Here is a 15,392-nt window from a genome sequence, read left to right on the forward strand (position 1 = left end):
ACTATCGGAGCAGCTGGGCGCGCAGCATCCGTCGGGCGGCGCCCCTGGGATCGGGGTCGCTCTCGATGAGGGCGTTGACCACCGCGCCGTCGACCAGCGCGATGAGTTCCAACATCCGCTCGTGACCGATGTCCGCGTCGGAGCGGCGGAAGATCTCGGCGAGCAGCTCGTGCAGCCGCGAGTGCAGATCGCGCATCGACTCGGCGAGGTAGGGACGTCTCGGCGAACCCACCAGCCGCTCGTACCGCAGCAGTACCGACTCGGTGCCGCCGTCGCGCGAGTCCGTGCCCAACAGCAGGTCCAGCACCAGCTCGACGATCTCCTCGGTGCCGAGCGGACGCTCGGACAGCTCCTCCAGCCTGCGCCTGCCCGCCGCGAGTTCCTCCTCGGCCTCGTGCCGCACCGCGGCGGTGATCAGCTCTTCCAGCGAGTCGAAGTAGTAGGTGGTGGCGGCGAGCGGCAGCCGGGCGCGCTCGGCCACCGCGCGGTGCCGGATCGCGGCGAAGCCGCCCTCGGAGAGCAGTTCCGCCGCCGCGACCACGAGCAGCTGCCGCCGCCGTTCGCCTTTCGGAGTACTCGCCGCCGTCATCGCGTCGATCCTAGCCACCCTGCCCACTCGACTGGGGGACGTGAGGCGAGGCTCTCGCGGTGTCCGTCCCCGCCCGGGACCGACAGCCGCCGCACCGCCTCGAAACTCCGGGCCGACAGCCGCCCGCACGGTGGATCGTTCCGACGGGATCAGTGCCCCACGCCGGCCAGATTGAGGCCGAGCACCCCGGCGATGATCAGCACGATCGACACGATCTTGATCACCGAGACGGCGTCGCCGAGCCAGATCATGCCGATCACAGCGGTCAGCGCCGCGCCGATTCCCGTCCACACTGCGTAGGCGGGACCGACCGGCAGCAGGCGCATCGACCACGCCAGCCCCGCGAAACTGCCGGTGGCGAGCACCAGGAAGGCCAGGCTGGGAACCAGCCTGCTGAAACCTTCCGAGAGCTTGAGCGAGATCGCCCAACCGGCTTCGAGCACTCCGGAGAACAGCAACACCAGCCAAGCCATGACGAGCTCAACCTCCCGCGATCGGCGATACGAACCACGCTCACCCCGGGAAGACTACCCCTGAAGTGGTACGGCCGTACCACTCTGGTGCGCGACGCCACCACGACTCGACGGAACCGGGACTCGACGGAACCGGGACCGACTCGGGTCAGAGCTCGCCCGCGAGCCGCTGGGCTATCCCGGCCAGCTCGCCCTCGTAGGGCGGCGGACCACTGGAGTCGGAACTGCTGCGCAGGATGAGCTCCCGTCCGCTTCCGGTGCGCACGGCCACCTGCACCCCGTTGTCACCCCGGCGCCGCGGTTCGACCTCCCCCTCGGAGGGAGCCGAGGACGCCGAGCCCAGGATCACGGTCACGTTGCCGTTGCTCTGTTCGGTGCGCAGCTGGAACGACGCGGTGCGCGCGCCGGTGGGACACTGCCGGGCCGCCACGGGCGCGCTGGCGTCGCCGACGGCGGGTAACTGCTCGGAAAGCGAGTCGGCCAGCTCGGGATCCGGTGGACCGCAGCCCGCGGAACGGTCGCCCGGCACGGAGAGCACCGAGGGCTCCCGCTGCCCGGTGCTCACCCGGGGAGCGGGCTCGCTCGCTCGCTCCGAGGCGCCGGACGAAGCGGAGTCGGCCCGGTTGGACGATTGCGGATCGACCCAGCCCGTCCCGAAACCGACACCGCCCGCCACCACGGCCAGCGCCAGCAACGAGCCCCCGGCGGCGCCGACTCTGCGCCGTGCCGTCACACGCCGCGACGCCTTGGCGATGTCCCCGGCGTCGAAGGTCGCTTCGGGGGCGGAATCGGCCGCGTCGCGGAACAGTTCCGCGAGTTCGTGCTCTCGCACTGCCTACACCTCCTCACGACATCGACCGCAGATCACCGAGCGAATCACCGAGGGCGGCACGCAGCGCCTCCAACCCCCGGGCCGTCTGGCTCTTCACGTTGCCCTCGCTGCACTTCATGACCTCGGCGACACCGGCGACATCGAGTCCCTCCAGATAACGCAGCACCAGCACCGCCCGCTGTTTCGGCGGCACCAGCCGCAATCCCGCGAGCAGCGTTCGACGGGTGACGACCGAGTCGTCCATGTCCACACGATCCGCCGAGTGCTCGGGCAGTTCGTCCACGGTCCGCTCCCGACGCCAGGGGCGGCGCGAGTCGTCGATCACCGCGCGGGTGAGGGTGCGACGGACGTAGGCGTCCAGCGCCTCCTTGTCGCGGATCTTGCGCCACCTGCGGTGCACCGCTATGAACGCGTTCTGCGTCAGGTCGTCCGCTCGGTGCCAGTCCCCGCACATCATGTACGCCATCCGACGCACCGCCTCTCGCCGAGCCGCGAAGTACTCCGCGAACTCCTGCTCCTCGCGTTGCTCCACGCGGAAGCCTCCGCTCGTTGCGTGCCGACACGTATCAGGACGGAACGTCCACCGTTCAAGGTTGCACGCCGGTAACGCACGATCACCACACCCCCGGTGGAAATCGGCGATCCCGCAGGCCCGCGTACCCGATACCGCTCACCGGGCCGAATATGGTGTGATCCTTTCGTGACCCGAACAACCCCGATCGATCTCCGTTCCGACACGGTGACACGTCCCGACGAGCGGATGACCGCGGCGATGGCGGCCGCGGAAGTCGGCGACGACGTGCTGGACCGGGATCCCACCATGCGAAAACTGGAACGCCGCGTCGCGGAAGTGCTGGGAACCGAGGACGCCCTGTGGGTTCCCAGCGGCACCATGGGGAACCTGATCGCGCTGTCGCTGCACCTGCGGCGCGGCGACCGGTTCCTGGCGCCGCGCGGAACGCACGTGCTGACCCACGAGCTGGGCTCGGCGGCATGGCTGGCGGGTGGGATGCCCGAGCCGCTGGACTGGGACGCGGGGCCGGGCAGACCCAGCGCGGGGTTGGTGCGCTCCGTGTCCGGGGGAAGCGCGGCGTACGACTCACTGCGCGACAGCCTGCTGTGCCTGGAGAACACCCACAACGAGGCGGGCGGAGCCGTGATCCCGCCGGACGAACACGCGCAGCTGGTGGCCGCGGCGCGCGACAACGGCCTCACGATTCACCTGGACGGGGCGCGGTTGTTCAACGCCGCGGTCGCGCTGGGAGTGCAACCCGCGGCGCTGACGGTCGGGGTGGACACGGTGCAGATATGCCTGAGCAAGGGGCTCGGCGCTCCGGTCGGTTCGGCTGTGGCCGGCACCGCCGAATTCGTCACCGAGGCCCGCCGGATGCGCAAGATGCTCGGCGGCGGGGTGCGGCAGGGCGGCGTGATCGCCGCGGCCGGTCTGGTGGCGCTGGAGGAGACCGAGCGGTTACGTACCGACCACGACAACGCCGCCCGTCTCGCGGCAGGGCTGACCGAGTTGGGCTGGCACGTCAACTCGCCGCGGACGAACATGGTGCTGGCCACCGTTCCCGACGTCGGCCACAGCCTGGAACGGCTGCGGAAGGCCGGTGTGCTCGCGGTACCGATGGCCGGTCGGGTGCGTTTCGTGACGCACCGCGACGTCGATTCCGGCGACGTCGACGAGGTGTTGCGCCGGATCGGGAAAGCGGACTGATCAGCGGAGGGGAAATCGGTGGGAATGAGCGGACCCGGCGACGAGCGGCTGTCCCGGCAGCTGACCCGGCTCGACGTGGCGGGCTGGTCCGAGACCGACCCGGGGACGCTGCTGCTGTTGCGGGAGTTGACCGCCTCCGGAACCCCACTCGCGCTGCTGTCCAACGCGCCGGGCTCGTTCGCGCGGGAAGCCGAACGCACGAGGTGGGCGGAGCACTTCCGTCACATGGTGTTCTCCGCCGATCTGGGCATGGCCAAGCCGGACGAGGAGATCTGGCGCGTCCTGTTGGAACGGCTCGACGTGTCACCCGAGCAGTGCCTGTTCTTCGACGACCGCGAACCCAACGTGGCGGCGGCTCGTGCTGCGGGGCTGCACGCTCGGCGTTGGCAGGGGCCCGAGCACGCACGGGAGGAACTCCGCTCGCACGGGGTGCTGCCCGCCACGAGCGGTCACTGAACCGAGAGCGCCGCGCACCTAACCCTGCCGCGCGCCGTACACCGCCGCCGATCCGTCCGGCGGAAAGCGGTGATCTCAGCGGAGCTGTCGACCGCGGTCCCTGCCGCCGACCTGTCGGCTGTCCCGCTTGGCCCAGCCGACGGCGGCTGTGATCAGGAACAACGCACCACCGATCACGGCTAGCCAGAACAGCCCCTTCACCACGAAACCGATCACGGCTCCGGCCACCGAGAGCACCAGCCACAACGCCAGCAGCCCGAGAACTACTTTCCACCACATCGCTGCTCACCTCACCACGAGTGCACGGCCCCGCGGCTGAGCGGAAGCCGATCGCGAACGGCTACCGCGGATCCGGAGCCAACACCTCCAGCCTCCCACAACTCCGCCGGCCGTGAACCACTTCCGGGGGTATTCGGTTCGGTTGCCGGGGAGTTCGCGTGGCGGAGCCTCCCGCGACGCCAATACGGTGGTTCTCCCTCGACTTGTCATGCAAGCCGTCGCTTGCCTATTGTGGGGTGTGCCCGAAGATGTCTTCAAGGCGCTGGCCGATCCCACACGTCGACACATCCTCGACGAGCTGGCGGACCGGAACGGCCAATCCCTGTTCGAGATCCGCGCACGGCTCGCGACCAAGCACGGCCTGGGGATGTCCCGCCAGGCGATCAGCCAGCACCTCGCCGTGCTGGAAGCCGCGGAACTGGTCCGGACACGGCGCCAGGGCCGCTACAAGTTCCACGACCTGAACACCGCACCCCTCGAGCGCATCGCGACCCGGTGGCTCAGGACCGACGCAGCGGAGGACGACCAATGAAGATCCACCTGACCAGCGTCTTCGTCGACGACCAGGAAAAGGCCCTGCGCTTCTACACCGACGTGCTGGGTTTCGTGAAGAAGACCGAGGTCCCGCTCGGCGAGCACCGCTGGCTGACCGTGGTCTCGCCGGAGGAACCGGAGGGCACCGAGCTGGTGCTCGAGCCCGACGCCCACCCCGCCGTCAAGCCGTACAAGGCGGCACTGCTGGAAGACGGCATCCCGGCGACCTCCTTCGCCGTGGACGACGTGCGGGCCGAGTTCGACCGGCTCGGCCGACTGGGGGTGCACTTCACCCAGGAACCGGTGGACATGGGTCCGGTCACCACGGCGGTGCTGGACGACACCTGCGGCAACCTCATCCAGATCGCCCAACACCACTGACACGCTCGGCTCAACAGGGCCGAAGAACCAACCCTGCCCATCGGCACCGCCGCGAACTCACCACTCCCGCAACCGGCGCCGCCGCGGGTTCTCCGGTGCGGCTCTCGCGAGGAAGACCCGACGTTGTGTAGTTGCCTACCCGATGTCGAGGATCCCACAGCGACACGGCCCGTGAAGTTCTGCCACCCGACTTCGGGGCGGCGTCGAGTTCTTGCGAAATCTCCACCCGGAGACTGCCGTGGGGAAGCGACCGTGAGTGTCGCAGCGCACGGGTCCCCGGTGCGTGAGTCGGATGCATTTGCCAGGCAGGGCCGCTCGCCGCGTAGGTCGCTACTCAAGAGCCGGCCCAACGCAGCAAGGCGCCGACTCACGTGCCGGCTACCCGACCACCCATGTCAGTTCTGCCGAGAATCCTAGTTCCGGGTGAGGTCACCGTTTCCGGGGGCGGAGATCTCACCGCGCGCGGCACGCGCCGCGATGTCGGTGCGGTAGTGCGCACCGGGCAGGTGCACACCGTCCACGCGCCGGTAGACCTCCGCACGCGCGGACTCCAGGTCCTCGCCGGTGGCGACCACCGACAACACCCGTCCGCCAGCGGCGAGCACGGCACCGTCCTCTTCTCTCCTGCGGGTGCCGGAGTGCAGCACACCGGGACCGTCGCTGCCGCCGATCACGTCGTCCACGCGCGGCCTGCCGGGATAGCCCTCGGCCGCCAGGATCACGGTCACCGCCGCGCCGGGCTCCCACTCGGGCTCGGGCGCCTCGGCCAGTTCACCGTTGGCGACGGCGGCGAGCAGGGTCGACAGCGGGGTGCGGAGCATGGCCAGGATCGCCTGCGTCTCGGGATCACCGAAGCGGCAGTTGAACTCGATGACCTGCGGACCGTTCGAGGTCAGCGCCAGCCCGGCGTAGAGCAGGCCGGAGTAGGGGGTGCCGCGCCGTGCCAGCTCCTCCACCGTGGGGCGCACGACGGTGTCGACGACCTCGTCGACCATTCCCTCCGGAGCCCAGGGCAGCGGGGCGTAGGCCCCCATCCCGCCGGTGTTGGGGCCCGCGTCGCCGTCACCCACCCGCTTGAAGTCCTGCGCGGGCAGCAACGGACGCACCGTGGTGCCGTCGACCAGGCACAGCAACGACGCCTCCGGGCCGTCCAGGAACGACTCCAGCAGCACCGGGTGGCCGTCCTCCAACAACTTCAGGGCGTGGGCCCGGGCGGCGTCGAAGTCACCGGTGACGAGCACTCCCTTGCCGCCTGCCAGCCCGTCGTCCTTGACCACCCAGGTGGGGCCGAAATTGACCAGCGCGGCGTCCAGCTTCGCCGGGTTGTCCACGGTCTCGCTGTGCGCGGTCGGCACACCGGCCGAGAGCATCACGTCCTTGGCGAAGGCCTTCGAGCCCTCGATACGTGCCGCGGCTCTGGACGGCCCGAAGCAGGGGACGCCCGCCGCTCGAACCGCGTCGGCCGCGCCCACGACCAGCGGGGTCTCGGGGCCGAACACCACCAGGTCGGCCCGCCACTTCACCGCGAGTTCGGCGATCTCATCAGGGGCGGCGACATCCACCGAGTACGACTCGGCGATCGTCGCGGTGCCCGCGTTACCGGGAGCACACGCCAGGGCCGTCACCTCCGGGTCGCGGGAGAGCGCCCGCAGGATCGCGTGTTCCCTGCCGCCTGCACCAATCACGAGGATGCGCACGCCCCGCAGCGTAAAGCTTTGCCGGATCCCTCACTTCTCACCCCCCGCCGAGAAGTGGCCGACACGACGTCGACCGTTCACCCCCAGTTCGCCGCGAGGTGCGCGATCGTGATCGACGATCACCCCGAACGGACTCACGAGCAGGAGAGGTTCACGTGCCACGGAACCGGATACGCGAGATCGCGATACTTTGTACGCTCGCCTTCGCGGCGCTGCCCGTCATGGGCGTGTCCTCGGTCGCCGAACCGGACACCACCGTCCCGAGGCATTCGGACGCGAAACGACACCCGAAGGGGGACGAGACCATCCGGGTCTTCGGTCACCGGGGAGCACCGGGCTATCGCCCGGAACACACCCTCGCCTCCTACGAGCTGGCGGCGCGGATGGGCGCCGACTACATCGAGCCCGATCTCGTGCCCACCAAGGACGGGGTCCTCGTCGCCAGGCACGAGAACGAGATCAGCGGAACCACCGACGTGGCCGAGCGCCCCGAGTTCGCGGACCGCAGGACGACCAAGGTCATCGACGGGGAGCGGGTGACCGGCTGGTTCACCGAGGACTTCACCCTGGCCGAACTCAAGACGCTGCGGGCGACCGAACGCCTCCCCGAGCTCAGGCAGCACAACACCGTCTTCGACGGCCGGTTCGAGATCCCCACTTTCCAGGAGATCATCGATCTCGAGCGGGAACTGTCCCGCGAGCTGGGCAGGCGGATCGGAATCGCACCGGAGATCAAGCATCCGAGCTACTTCGATTCCGTGGGACTGGGCATGGAGCCCGACGTGGTGCGGGCCCTCGACCGCAACGGACTCAACCACCCACACGCGAGGGTGGCGGTGCAGTCCTTCGAGGTCGGCAACCTGCGTTGGCTGGACCGGCGGCTGCGCGTCGATCTGGTGCAGCTGGTGTGGAGCAGCGGCGCGCCGCGCGACTTCGTCGAGAGCGGTGACCCGCGCGAGTACGCCGACATGGTGACCCCCGCCGGACTGCGCGAGATGTCCGAGTACGCCGACTGGGTGGCACCGGTCACGACCATGATCCTGCCCGAGGACGAGAACGGTCGCCTCACCGAGCCGACGAGCCTGGTGACGCACGCCCACGAGGCCGGCCTGCGGGTGGTCACCTACACGGTGCGAGCGGAGAACACCTTCCTGCCCGCGGAGTTCCGAAGTTCCGACGTGGACGGTGCCCACGGCGACGTGTTCGGCTTCCTCCGGGAGTTGTTCGCCGCAGGCGTGGATGCCGTGTTCGCCGATCAGCCCGATCTCGCCCACCACGCACGGAACGAGCAATGACGAGGTGAGCCGGTTTTCGTAGCGGTGCGGGTGGCGAAACCTCCGGGGGCGCCGATTTCGCGAGAAATTGACACCCCCGCACGGCGGTGCGACCCCAGTTCCGTCAATTTCTCGCGAAATCGCCGGGCGGTGGGACGGCGCTGCGCCGAGCTCCCACCACTTACGCGATCGGCGCCGCCGCGGGTCCTCCGGTGCGGCTCCCGCGAGGAAGGCCCGACGTTGTGTAGGTCGCTACCCGATGTCGGGCCTCCCGGAGCGAGAGCCGTGCGCGAGGTTCCGCCACTTCAACCAGCTACGCAGACCGACAGCCCGAAACGCAGTCATGCCATCTGGTGGCGCACGATGGTCTGATCCCGCCCGGGACCGACCCCGATCGCCGAGATCCGCGCCTGGGCGAGCTCCTCCAGCCGCTCGATGTAGGCACGGGCGTTGGCAGGCAGGTCCTCGAAGGTGCGCGCCCCGCTGATGTCCTCGCGCCAGCCGGGCATCTCCTCGTAGACCGGCACGGCGTGGTGCACACCGGTCTGGGTCATCGGCATCTCGAAGGTGCGCATCCCGTCCACGTCGTAGGCCACGCAGACCGGCACCGTCTCGAGCCCGGACAACACGTCCAGCTTGGTCAGGAAGTAGTCGGTGATGCCGTTGACCCTGGTCGCGTAACGCGCGATCACCGCGTCGAACCAGCCGGTGCGGCGGTCCCTGCCGGTGTTCACCCCGACCTCACCGCCGACCTTGCGCAGGTTCTCGCCCGCCTCGTCGGTGAGCTCGGTGGGAAACGGGCCCGCCCCGACACGGGTGGTGTATGCCTTGATGATGCCGATCACCGAGTCGATCCTGCTCGGACCGATCCCCGCTCCGGCACAGGCACCACCGGCCGTGGGGTTGGAGGAGGTGACGAACGGGTAGGTGCCGTGGTCCACATCGAGCAGCGTGCCCTGCGACCCCTCCAGCAGCACCGTCTCGTTCCGGCTGAGTGCCTGGTCCAGCATCAGCTTCGTCTCCGCCACCCGGCCCGCGAACCGTTCGGCCTGCGCCAGCACCGTGTCGACGACCTCCTCGGGGTCCATCGCACGCCTGTTGTAGACCTTGACCAGCACCTGGTTCTTGTACTCCAGGGCGGCCTCGACCTTCTGCCGGAGGATCTTCTCGTCCAGCACGTCCTGCGCCCGAACCCCGACCCGGGCGACCTTGTCCTGGTAGCAGGGACCGATGCCCCGACCGGTGGTCCCGATGCGTTTCTTGCCGAGGTAACGCTCGGTGACCCGGTCCATCGCCACGTGGTAAGGCATCACCAGGTGCGCGTCGGCCGACAGCGAGAGCTTGGAGGTGTCCACGCCACGGGACTCCAGCCCGTCCAGCTCCTCCAGCAGGGCCTCCGGGCTGACCACCACACCGTTGCCGATGACGTTGTGCACCTCCGGGCTGAGGATCCCCGAGGGGATCAACTTCAGCGCGAAGTCCTGCCCGTCCGGCAAAACCACCGTGTGACCCGCGTTGTTGCCACCCTGGTAGCGGACAACCCACTGCGCCTGCTCACCGAGCAGGTCGGTCGCCTTACCCTTTCCCTCGTCACCCCACTGGGCGCCGATCAACACGATTGCCGGCATGTGAAACTCCAACCTGTCACTGGAGGCGGTCTGTGCAACTGGTAACGGCGGGTCATCGCTGTCGGTGGCCACGGGTGCGCCGCCACACCGAGGAAGGCCCGGCACCTGCGAATGCCGATCGATCAGGGTAAACCAGGAGCGTAACGTGACTACCACCGCACTATCCTGCGGAAACATCGAACGCGAAGCACGCCCGGCCCGTGCCGACGTGCGGTGGTTCGACCTACCGCCCCAGCCGTCACGCACCGACGTGGACCCGATACTCCTCGAGGCCGAGGGCCGCGTGGTCGTGCACGGTACGGATGCGGATCTGGCCGCCGTGGTGCTGCGGCTGCTGCGTAAGAATCTACTAGCGGAGCTGTCCGTGGGCTACGTCCCGGTCACCCGTTCGCCCGCGAGCTCGGTGTGGTCCCTCCCGGTCGGGGAGTTCGACACGGCGCTGGCGGCACCGACGAGGGCCACTCCGCTGATCAGGGACGACTCCGGCGGTGTGCTGCTGGGACGCGGCGCCATCGCACCGATGACCGGTCAGGTGTACTGCGACGACCAGCGCATGCTGCACGGTTCGGCACGCTCGGTCGAGGTCTTCCCCGATCCGGACGCGCCACCGCTGAGCGAGCCCACCGACGACCCGCTCACCACCCAGCCCGCACCGGTCACGACCGGCCTGGTGACCGTGGTGACCAGGCGGAAACTGCTGTGGCAGCGAAGCGAATCGGCACGTGGCCGCGCGATGCAGGCCAGTTTCGAGGAGACCACGGTCCACCGGGACGGGGTGGCGCATCCCCGGCCGCTGCACCGCTGTGCCTGGTATCGGCACACCCGGGACCTGCTGCTCGCCCGCCCGTGACTCCCAGCACCCCACGCCGAAGACAATCATCGGACAGGGGATTGCGCGGTCCGGCTCGCCACCCGTATGCCGAGATCAGGTACCTTCCGCACCTCACGAGTCCTCACACCCCACACGGCCGCCCCTCGGCCGGATTCGTCCTGGAGGCCAGTCATGCCCGCCGGAAGAGCACTACGTACGGCGACAGCCGTGTTACCCGTCCTCGTCGCGTTGGGATGCGCCACCCTCACCCCGACGGAGGAAACCGAATCGAGCGCCGGACCACCGGGCGCACCGGACACCGCGCGGGCGGAGGAAATGCTCGCCGACCTCCGAACCGCCCCGGAGGGTTCGATGGACGGGTACGACCGCGACGAGTTCCCGCACTGGGGCAAGGCCGAGGGCGAGAACTGCAACGTCCGGGAACGGGTGCTCATTCGCGACGGTGAGAACGTGCGAACCGGCTCGGACTGCTACCCCACCTCGGGGACCTGGGACAGCCCCTACGACGACGGCAGCTGGAGCGACCCCTCCGATCTGGACATAGATCACATGGTTCCGCTGGCCGCGGCCTGGCGCTCCGGGGCCTCCGACTGGACACAGCGGAAACGCGAACGGTTCGCCAACGACCTGTCCGGCCCGCAGTTGCTCGCCGTCACCGACAACGTCAACCAGTCCAAGGGTGACGACACCCCGGACGAGTGGCTACCACCGGACGAGAGTTTCCACTGCGAGTACGTGAGGTCCTGGATCGGCACCAAGCACAACTGGGAACTGACCGTCACCGGGGCCGAGCGGACCACGCTGCGCGGTGTGCTGGACGGCTGCTGATCGAAGTCTTCCGGTCGGGTTGTCGGGATGTTCGCTCGGAACCTCCCGGGGGAACCCGCTCCGGAGACCTCCGGCGGCGAGAGAGCGGCCGTGGCGCGGGTCACTCCGGAGGCCGGTCGGAGGGGGTTTCGGCGGAATCGTCCCCGGAATCCGGGTGCAGCGAGGGCAGGCTGGCCAGCGCCTCGGAACGGCTCAGTCCCGTGGCCTGCAGCAGGTCCACCGTGATGGAACGGATCTGCAGCACCACCACCTGCATGGAGAAGTCCGTTTCGGACACCAGTCGAACCGTGGTGCGGCGCGCGACCGAGCGGGCCGCTTCCCTGGTGCGCAACGGTTCCGAGCCGTCGGCGAGCTCGTCCCGCAGCAGCACCACCACCCCGGCCAGTTCCTCCAACATGCCCGGCACCGGATCGGGGACCGGCTCCTCGTCGCGCAACGCGGCCAACGCGCGGCGGGCGAGCACCCGGGTGTTCCGCAACGCGCGATCGACGGGAGTGGCGGCGGTCTGGTAGTGCTCCAGCTCCCCGCGGTTGCGCCAACGGATCGGAGCGTATCTGGCTATCTCGTCGCCGGTGGTCAGGGCGGAACGCAGTTCCTCGACCGAGCGATGGCTCTTACGTGCGGCGACGAGCACGTCGGAGGCTGCGGCACTGTCCTCGCCCGCCATGGCGGCGGAGATGCCGCGCAGCGCGTCGGCCAACGAGCCGAGCACCGTCCTGCCGTAGCGGTGGGCCACGGCGAGCGGGTTCTGCGGCAGCAGCGCGGCCACGATCAGACCGACCACACCGCCGATCGCGGCGTCGACCATGCGGTTGAGCCCACCCATCGTGGCGGGCGGCAGCAGGGTGGCGACGAGCACCGAGGACGAAGCCGCCTGCATGACGATCACGCCGCCCGCGTCCAGCAGCACGGCCGTGCTCATGGCAAGCGCCACCACCAGCGCGATCTGCCACGGCCCCGTCCCGATGACGGAGATCAGTATGTCGCCGATCCCCACACCGACACTGACCCCCACGACCAGTTCGGCGGCGCGGCGCAGCCGCTGTCCCAACGAGATGCCGAGTGCGATCACACCCGCTATCGGCGCGAAGAAGGGCTCGGGGTGGCCGACCACGTGCCGGGCGATCAACCAGGCGAGCCCGGCCGAGATCGCGCACTGCACGATCGGGATACCGGTCCGCAGTAGACGCTGCGTTCGTCGGAGGAGTTCCTGGCGAAATCGCTGCACGCTGTCATTCTGCGACAATCACGGCGCGTGATCCTGTCAGCCCGGACGCGTCCCCGGCAAGAGCCCCTGACGGAACCCGCTCGGGGTCGGTCGCGGGCCCACGAGTGGGCGACCCAAGCTTCCGGCCCGGCTGGTGAACGACTACGGCCGGAACCGCTCCCCGGCGAGCACCGGCGTGGCCGGCGGCCGGACCGCTCCCGCGGCCCGGCCCGCTCGGGTCAGATGCCGTTGGCCTCCAGGGATGCCGGATCACTGTCGGCGAGCAGTTGGCTGCAACGCTGGTACTCCTCGTCCTCGCCGATGTCCCGGGCCGCCTTCGCCAACATCGCCACGGAGCGCAGCACACCCTGGTTCGGGCGGTGGTGCCACGGGACGGGGCCGAAGCCCTTCCAGCCCGCCTTGCGCAGCGCGTCCAGGCCACGGTGGTAGCCGGTGCGCGCGTACGCGTAGGCGGCGACGGGGCTCCCGGATTCCAGGGCGAGTTCGGCCAGCCGGGCCCACGCGGCGCTGAAGGTGGGGTGTCGGGCCGCGACATCGGCGGGGTCGTCACCCCGGTCCAGCTCCGCCTGCGCATCGCTGTCCTCGGGCAGCAGCGTCTCCGGTGGTTCCAGCAGGTTTCCTCGCGTCATCATGACCTCATCCTGCCAGCCGGACCGGGGGAGGTCGCCGGTCGCGGGCGCCGGTGCGCCGAACTCGGCACGACCGAGGGAGCCACACCTGTCCGGCGGCTGCGGGGGTCCAACTTCGGTGAACCACTGGCGTCGGGGATTCCGGTGGTGTTCGAGGCCGACTACGACACGCCGCGTATCACCTGTCCACCAGCCAATCTTCCCGTGCACTCCCGGGGCGGACGCGACCCGGATCGGGTGCATCTCCCGGAGAGGTCGTCCGCCCAAGCGGAGTGGAGAGCTCGTCTTCGACGACTCGACCATCCGATCCCGAAGCACCTCACAACCAGCAACGATGCCGAGGTCTTCTGCCATCACGAGAGGCGTGACCTCGGCACCTCCGCACACTCCCTATCGAGATGCGTTGTTGTACAACGGTGTCCGCCAGCCCAAAATGTACAGCACCAGCTTGCACCCCAGATAGCAGAACAATAGCACTACCGCAGGTGTGCTGCCCGCTCCCGCGAAAAGGGCAACCGATCCGGCGATCGCCGCTGCCAATGCCAGCACCAGTGAAACCACGAAACCGGCCCAGCGAAAGGTAGACGATTCTTTGAGTCCATCCGTCTTCAATGGCATAATCGCTTGATCATCCGAAGGGATTGCAAACAGGAGTGGGAATTCCGCCCGTGACAGGCGCGGTCACTCCGATAAAGTACATGTACGTATAGCCGTCCTCGTGCGCGCACGCGTTGGCCTCGGCAACGATAACACCGGCCGCGGCCTCGATAACGACAGCCCACGGACCCGTGGCGATGGCTCCGACCAAGGCACCTACCCCGCCGGTTGTGTTGATCTTGTTCCGCACCCAGGAATCGAAGGCGATCTCCAATCCATACCAGTGCGCTTTCACGTAACCATGTCCTGTCGGCTCCCGGAGGACTTTGCTGTTCTGCCTCTCGGCGGAACCGGACGGGACAATAGTTCCATCCGGCCGAACTTCCGCTGCACCGTCAGCGATCAGCTGGTTGATCTGACTCTGGTATTCCCGAAGATGCTCCATCTCCTTCCGAGGAAGATTATTCTCGACCTCATCGGGAACAGTCATCGTCACACCGTTTGAGTCGACGGACACGTATGGTTTGATTCGATTGAGCGTATCACTGGAAACGAGCTGACGTCGCCCCTGGCCGTCGCCTACTCGAACAACCGCACGATCGGAAAAACCGGAATTCGCACCACTCGAGCGGTCACCAGCGCAAGCGACCGCACCAGAACCCACGAAAGCCATAACCCCTAAAGTTGCCGCGCCAATGCAGCGCGATGCTCTGATCGAGAATACCACAGTACACACTCGCTCCCTCGGAGAACATTTCGTCGAAACTCGATCCGACCAAACCGAAAATTACTCACACGCGCTTTTGTCGGTCAATCATTACGCCAGCGACAAAAGACACCAGGCAGCCAACCCAGGAAAAATTCAGCAATTTGGATAGCATTTTGATTATTTGCGAAAATTCGTGTTTTCACGACACAGCCAACCCTTGTTCACGTAGTGACAGAAAACGAACACTGACCTGACGACCTCACCCATGTGCGCCCCACGGGGATGGTTACCGCAGGGTTCCAGGATGGAGTCGGCGGCGGGTCGTCCCGGCCGTCTACAGCGGGTTCGCCAGCTGCAACGACATCTGGGGCGTGCTCCACCACTGATCCCGAAGTCGACTGATGAGCTCGACCAGTTCAGTACGGTTGGAATGCGACGACCGGTATGACATCGACCGGCGATCAGTCAGCACGGCACCGTCCTCGCAGCAGCCACGTGTACACGCGCCGTTGGAATACACCACCGAGTTCGAACGTATTCGGTCACGGTGAACTCACCGACATCAACGTGTGAGAGCTGGATACAACGTCGCAACGGTGTCCACGGGACGTTAGCGGATATCTGTATCCGGATCTCCTGAATGCAGCGGAGGTAACAACCCCCATTCTCAGCGAGCCCCGCAAGAGGAGCGCGATCAACCAAGGGC

Annotated in this window: 17 protein-coding genes; 7 read left to right on the plus strand and 10 right to left on the minus strand. The window is 68.1% G+C overall.

The genetic code is table 11. From position 1 onward, the window contains the following. Position 1: 1 nt before the first annotated feature. The 4 genes from BM394_RS19375 to BM394_RS19390 form a co-directional block, all read right to left on the minus strand. Complete coding sequence (locus BM394_RS19375) at positions 2-589, minus strand: TetR/AcrR family transcriptional regulator (protein ID WP_092980584.1); 588 nt, start codon at positions 587-589, stop codon at positions 2-4. 149 nt (positions 590-738) lie between these two features. Continuing rightward, complete coding sequence (locus tag BM394_RS19380; RefSeq protein WP_092980586.1) at positions 739-1,062, minus strand: DMT family transporter; 324 nt, start codon at positions 1,060-1,062, stop codon at positions 739-741. A gap of 148 nt (positions 1,063-1,210) precedes the next feature. Then, positions 1,211-1,894 carry a hypothetical protein gene (locus BM394_RS19385; RefSeq protein WP_092980588.1) on the minus strand — a complete coding sequence of 228 codons (684 nt, stop codon included), beginning with the start codon at positions 1,892-1,894 and terminating at the stop codon, positions 1,211-1,213. Positions 1,895-1,907: 13 nt separating this feature from the next. Further along, positions 1,908-2,426 carry a SigE family RNA polymerase sigma factor gene (locus BM394_RS19390; RefSeq protein ID WP_092980589.1) on the minus strand — a complete coding sequence of 173 codons (519 nt, stop codon included), beginning with the start codon at positions 2,424-2,426 and terminating at the stop codon, positions 1,908-1,910. Positions 2,427-2,666: 240 nt separating this feature from the next. Here BM394_RS19390 and BM394_RS19395 point away from each other — a divergent pair, with 240 nt between their 5' ends. Next, the gene (locus BM394_RS19395; RefSeq protein WP_425427675.1) at positions 2,667-3,614 is read left to right on the plus strand and encodes a threonine aldolase family protein; all 948 of its coding nucleotides are present in this window, start codon (positions 2,667-2,669) and stop codon (positions 3,612-3,614) included. A 24-nt stretch (positions 3,615-3,638) separates the two neighbouring features. Then, positions 3,639-4,070: an HAD-IA family hydrolase gene (locus BM394_RS19400; protein ID WP_092980595.1), complete on the plus strand. Its 432-nt coding sequence runs from the start codon at positions 3,639-3,641 to the stop codon at positions 4,068-4,070. A gap of 75 nt (positions 4,071-4,145) precedes the next feature. Here the strand turns inward: BM394_RS19400 and BM394_RS19405 are convergent, their stop codons facing one another. Beyond that, on the minus strand, positions 4,146-4,349 hold the full coding sequence (locus BM394_RS19405; protein ID WP_092626714.1) for a hypothetical protein: 204 nt from the start codon (positions 4,347-4,349) through the stop codon (positions 4,146-4,148). A gap of 238 nt (positions 4,350-4,587) precedes the next feature. On the opposite strand from BM394_RS19405, the gene BM394_RS19410 reads away from it, so the two are divergent. Then, positions 4,588-4,881 carry an ArsR/SmtB family transcription factor gene (locus tag BM394_RS19410; protein WP_092980808.1) on the plus strand — a complete coding sequence of 98 codons (294 nt, stop codon included), beginning with the start codon at positions 4,588-4,590 and terminating at the stop codon, positions 4,879-4,881. Beyond that, positions 4,878-5,264 carry a VOC family protein gene (locus tag BM394_RS19415; protein ID WP_092980600.1) on the plus strand — a complete coding sequence of 129 codons (387 nt, stop codon included), beginning with the start codon at positions 4,878-4,880 and terminating at the stop codon, positions 5,262-5,264. Before BM394_RS19410 ends, BM394_RS19415 begins: the two co-directional genes overlap by 4 nt. A 413-nt stretch (positions 5,265-5,677) precedes the next feature. Here BM394_RS19415 and purD read toward each other — a convergent pair whose 3' ends face one another. Continuing rightward, positions 5,678-6,961 carry a phosphoribosylamine--glycine ligase gene (gene purD, locus BM394_RS19420; RefSeq protein WP_092980606.1) on the minus strand — a complete coding sequence of 428 codons (1,284 nt, stop codon included), beginning with the start codon at positions 6,959-6,961 and terminating at the stop codon, positions 5,678-5,680. 221 nt (positions 6,962-7,182) lie between these two features. On the opposite strand from purD, the gene BM394_RS19425 reads away from it, so the two are divergent. After that, positions 7,183-8,256 carry a glycerophosphodiester phosphodiesterase gene (locus tag BM394_RS19425; protein WP_092980810.1) on the plus strand — a complete coding sequence of 358 codons (1,074 nt, stop codon included), beginning with the start codon at positions 7,183-7,185 and terminating at the stop codon, positions 8,254-8,256. 320 nt (positions 8,257-8,576) lie between these two features. Here the strand turns inward: BM394_RS19425 and BM394_RS19430 are convergent, their stop codons facing one another. Continuing rightward, entirely contained in the window at positions 8,577-9,863 is a 1,287-nt protein-coding gene (locus tag BM394_RS19430; RefSeq protein ID WP_092980608.1) for an adenylosuccinate synthase, read from the minus strand. 145 nt (positions 9,864-10,008) lie between these two features. Between BM394_RS19430 and BM394_RS19435 the strand changes: the two genes are divergently transcribed. Beyond that, positions 10,009-10,713, plus strand: a complete 705-nt coding sequence (locus tag BM394_RS19435; protein ID WP_175530179.1) for a hypothetical protein — start codon at positions 10,009-10,011, stop codon at positions 10,711-10,713. 153 nt (positions 10,714-10,866) lie between these two features. Beyond that, entirely contained in the window at positions 10,867-11,523 is a 657-nt protein-coding gene (locus BM394_RS19440; protein ID WP_092980612.1) for an HNH endonuclease family protein, read from the plus strand. A 100-nt stretch (positions 11,524-11,623) separates the two neighbouring features. Here the strand turns inward: BM394_RS19440 and BM394_RS19445 are convergent, their stop codons facing one another. The 3 genes from BM394_RS19445 to BM394_RS19455 form a co-directional block, all read right to left on the minus strand. Further along, on the minus strand, positions 11,624-12,751 hold the full coding sequence (locus BM394_RS19445) for an FUSC family protein (RefSeq protein WP_092980816.1): 1,128 nt from the start codon (positions 12,749-12,751) through the stop codon (positions 11,624-11,626). A 218-nt stretch (positions 12,752-12,969) separates the two neighbouring features. Next, positions 12,970-13,380, minus strand: coding sequence for a DUF3151 domain-containing protein (locus BM394_RS19450; protein ID WP_092980818.1), 411 nt, complete (start codon positions 13,378-13,380; stop codon positions 12,970-12,972). A 628-nt stretch (positions 13,381-14,008) separates the two neighbouring features. Then, positions 14,009-14,704 (minus strand): hypothetical protein, encoded by a 696-nt coding sequence (locus tag BM394_RS19455; protein WP_139235271.1) that lies wholly within the window; start codon positions 14,702-14,704, stop codon positions 14,009-14,011. Between the last annotated feature and the right edge of the window lie 688 nt (positions 14,705-15,392).

Origin of the sequence: Actinopolyspora lacussalsi subsp. righensis (assembly GCF_900116555.1) — a bacterium.
Taxonomy (GTDB): domain Bacteria; phylum Actinomycetota; class Actinomycetes; order Mycobacteriales; family Pseudonocardiaceae; genus Actinopolyspora; species Actinopolyspora lacussalsi.

Bases quoted from the DNA above. Each gene is read 5' to 3' on its own strand.
- BM394_RS19375 (WP_092980584.1), bottom strand. From the start codon at position 589: ATGACGGCGGCGAGTACTCCGAAAGGCGAACGGCGGCGGCAGCTGCTC.
- BM394_RS19380 (WP_092980586.1), bottom strand. From the start codon at position 1,062: ATGGCTTGGCTGGTGTTGCTGTTCTCCGGAGTGCTCGAAGCCGGTTGG.
- BM394_RS19395 (WP_425427675.1), top strand. From the start codon at position 2,667: ATGGCGGCCGCGGAAGTCGGCGACGACGTGCTGGACCGGGATCCCACC.
- BM394_RS19400 (WP_092980595.1), top strand. From the start codon at position 3,639: ATGAGCGGACCCGGCGACGAGCGGCTGTCCCGGCAGCTGACCCGGCTC.
- BM394_RS19405 (WP_092626714.1), bottom strand. From the start codon at position 4,349: ATGTGGTGGAAAGTAGTTCTCGGGCTGCTGGCGTTGTGGCTGGTGCTC.
- BM394_RS19415 (WP_092980600.1), top strand. From the start codon at position 4,878: ATGAAGATCCACCTGACCAGCGTCTTCGTCGACGACCAGGAAAAGGCC.
- BM394_RS19425 (WP_092980810.1), top strand. From the start codon at position 7,183: ATGGGCGTGTCCTCGGTCGCCGAACCGGACACCACCGTCCCGAGGCAT.
- BM394_RS19430 (WP_092980608.1), bottom strand. From the start codon at position 9,863: ATGCCGGCAATCGTGTTGATCGGCGCCCAGTGGGGTGACGAGGGAAAG.
- BM394_RS19440 (WP_092980612.1), top strand. From the start codon at position 10,867: ATGCCCGCCGGAAGAGCACTACGTACGGCGACAGCCGTGTTACCCGTC.
- BM394_RS19450 (WP_092980818.1), bottom strand. From the start codon at position 13,380: ATGACGCGAGGAAACCTGCTGGAACCACCGGAGACGCTGCTGCCCGAG.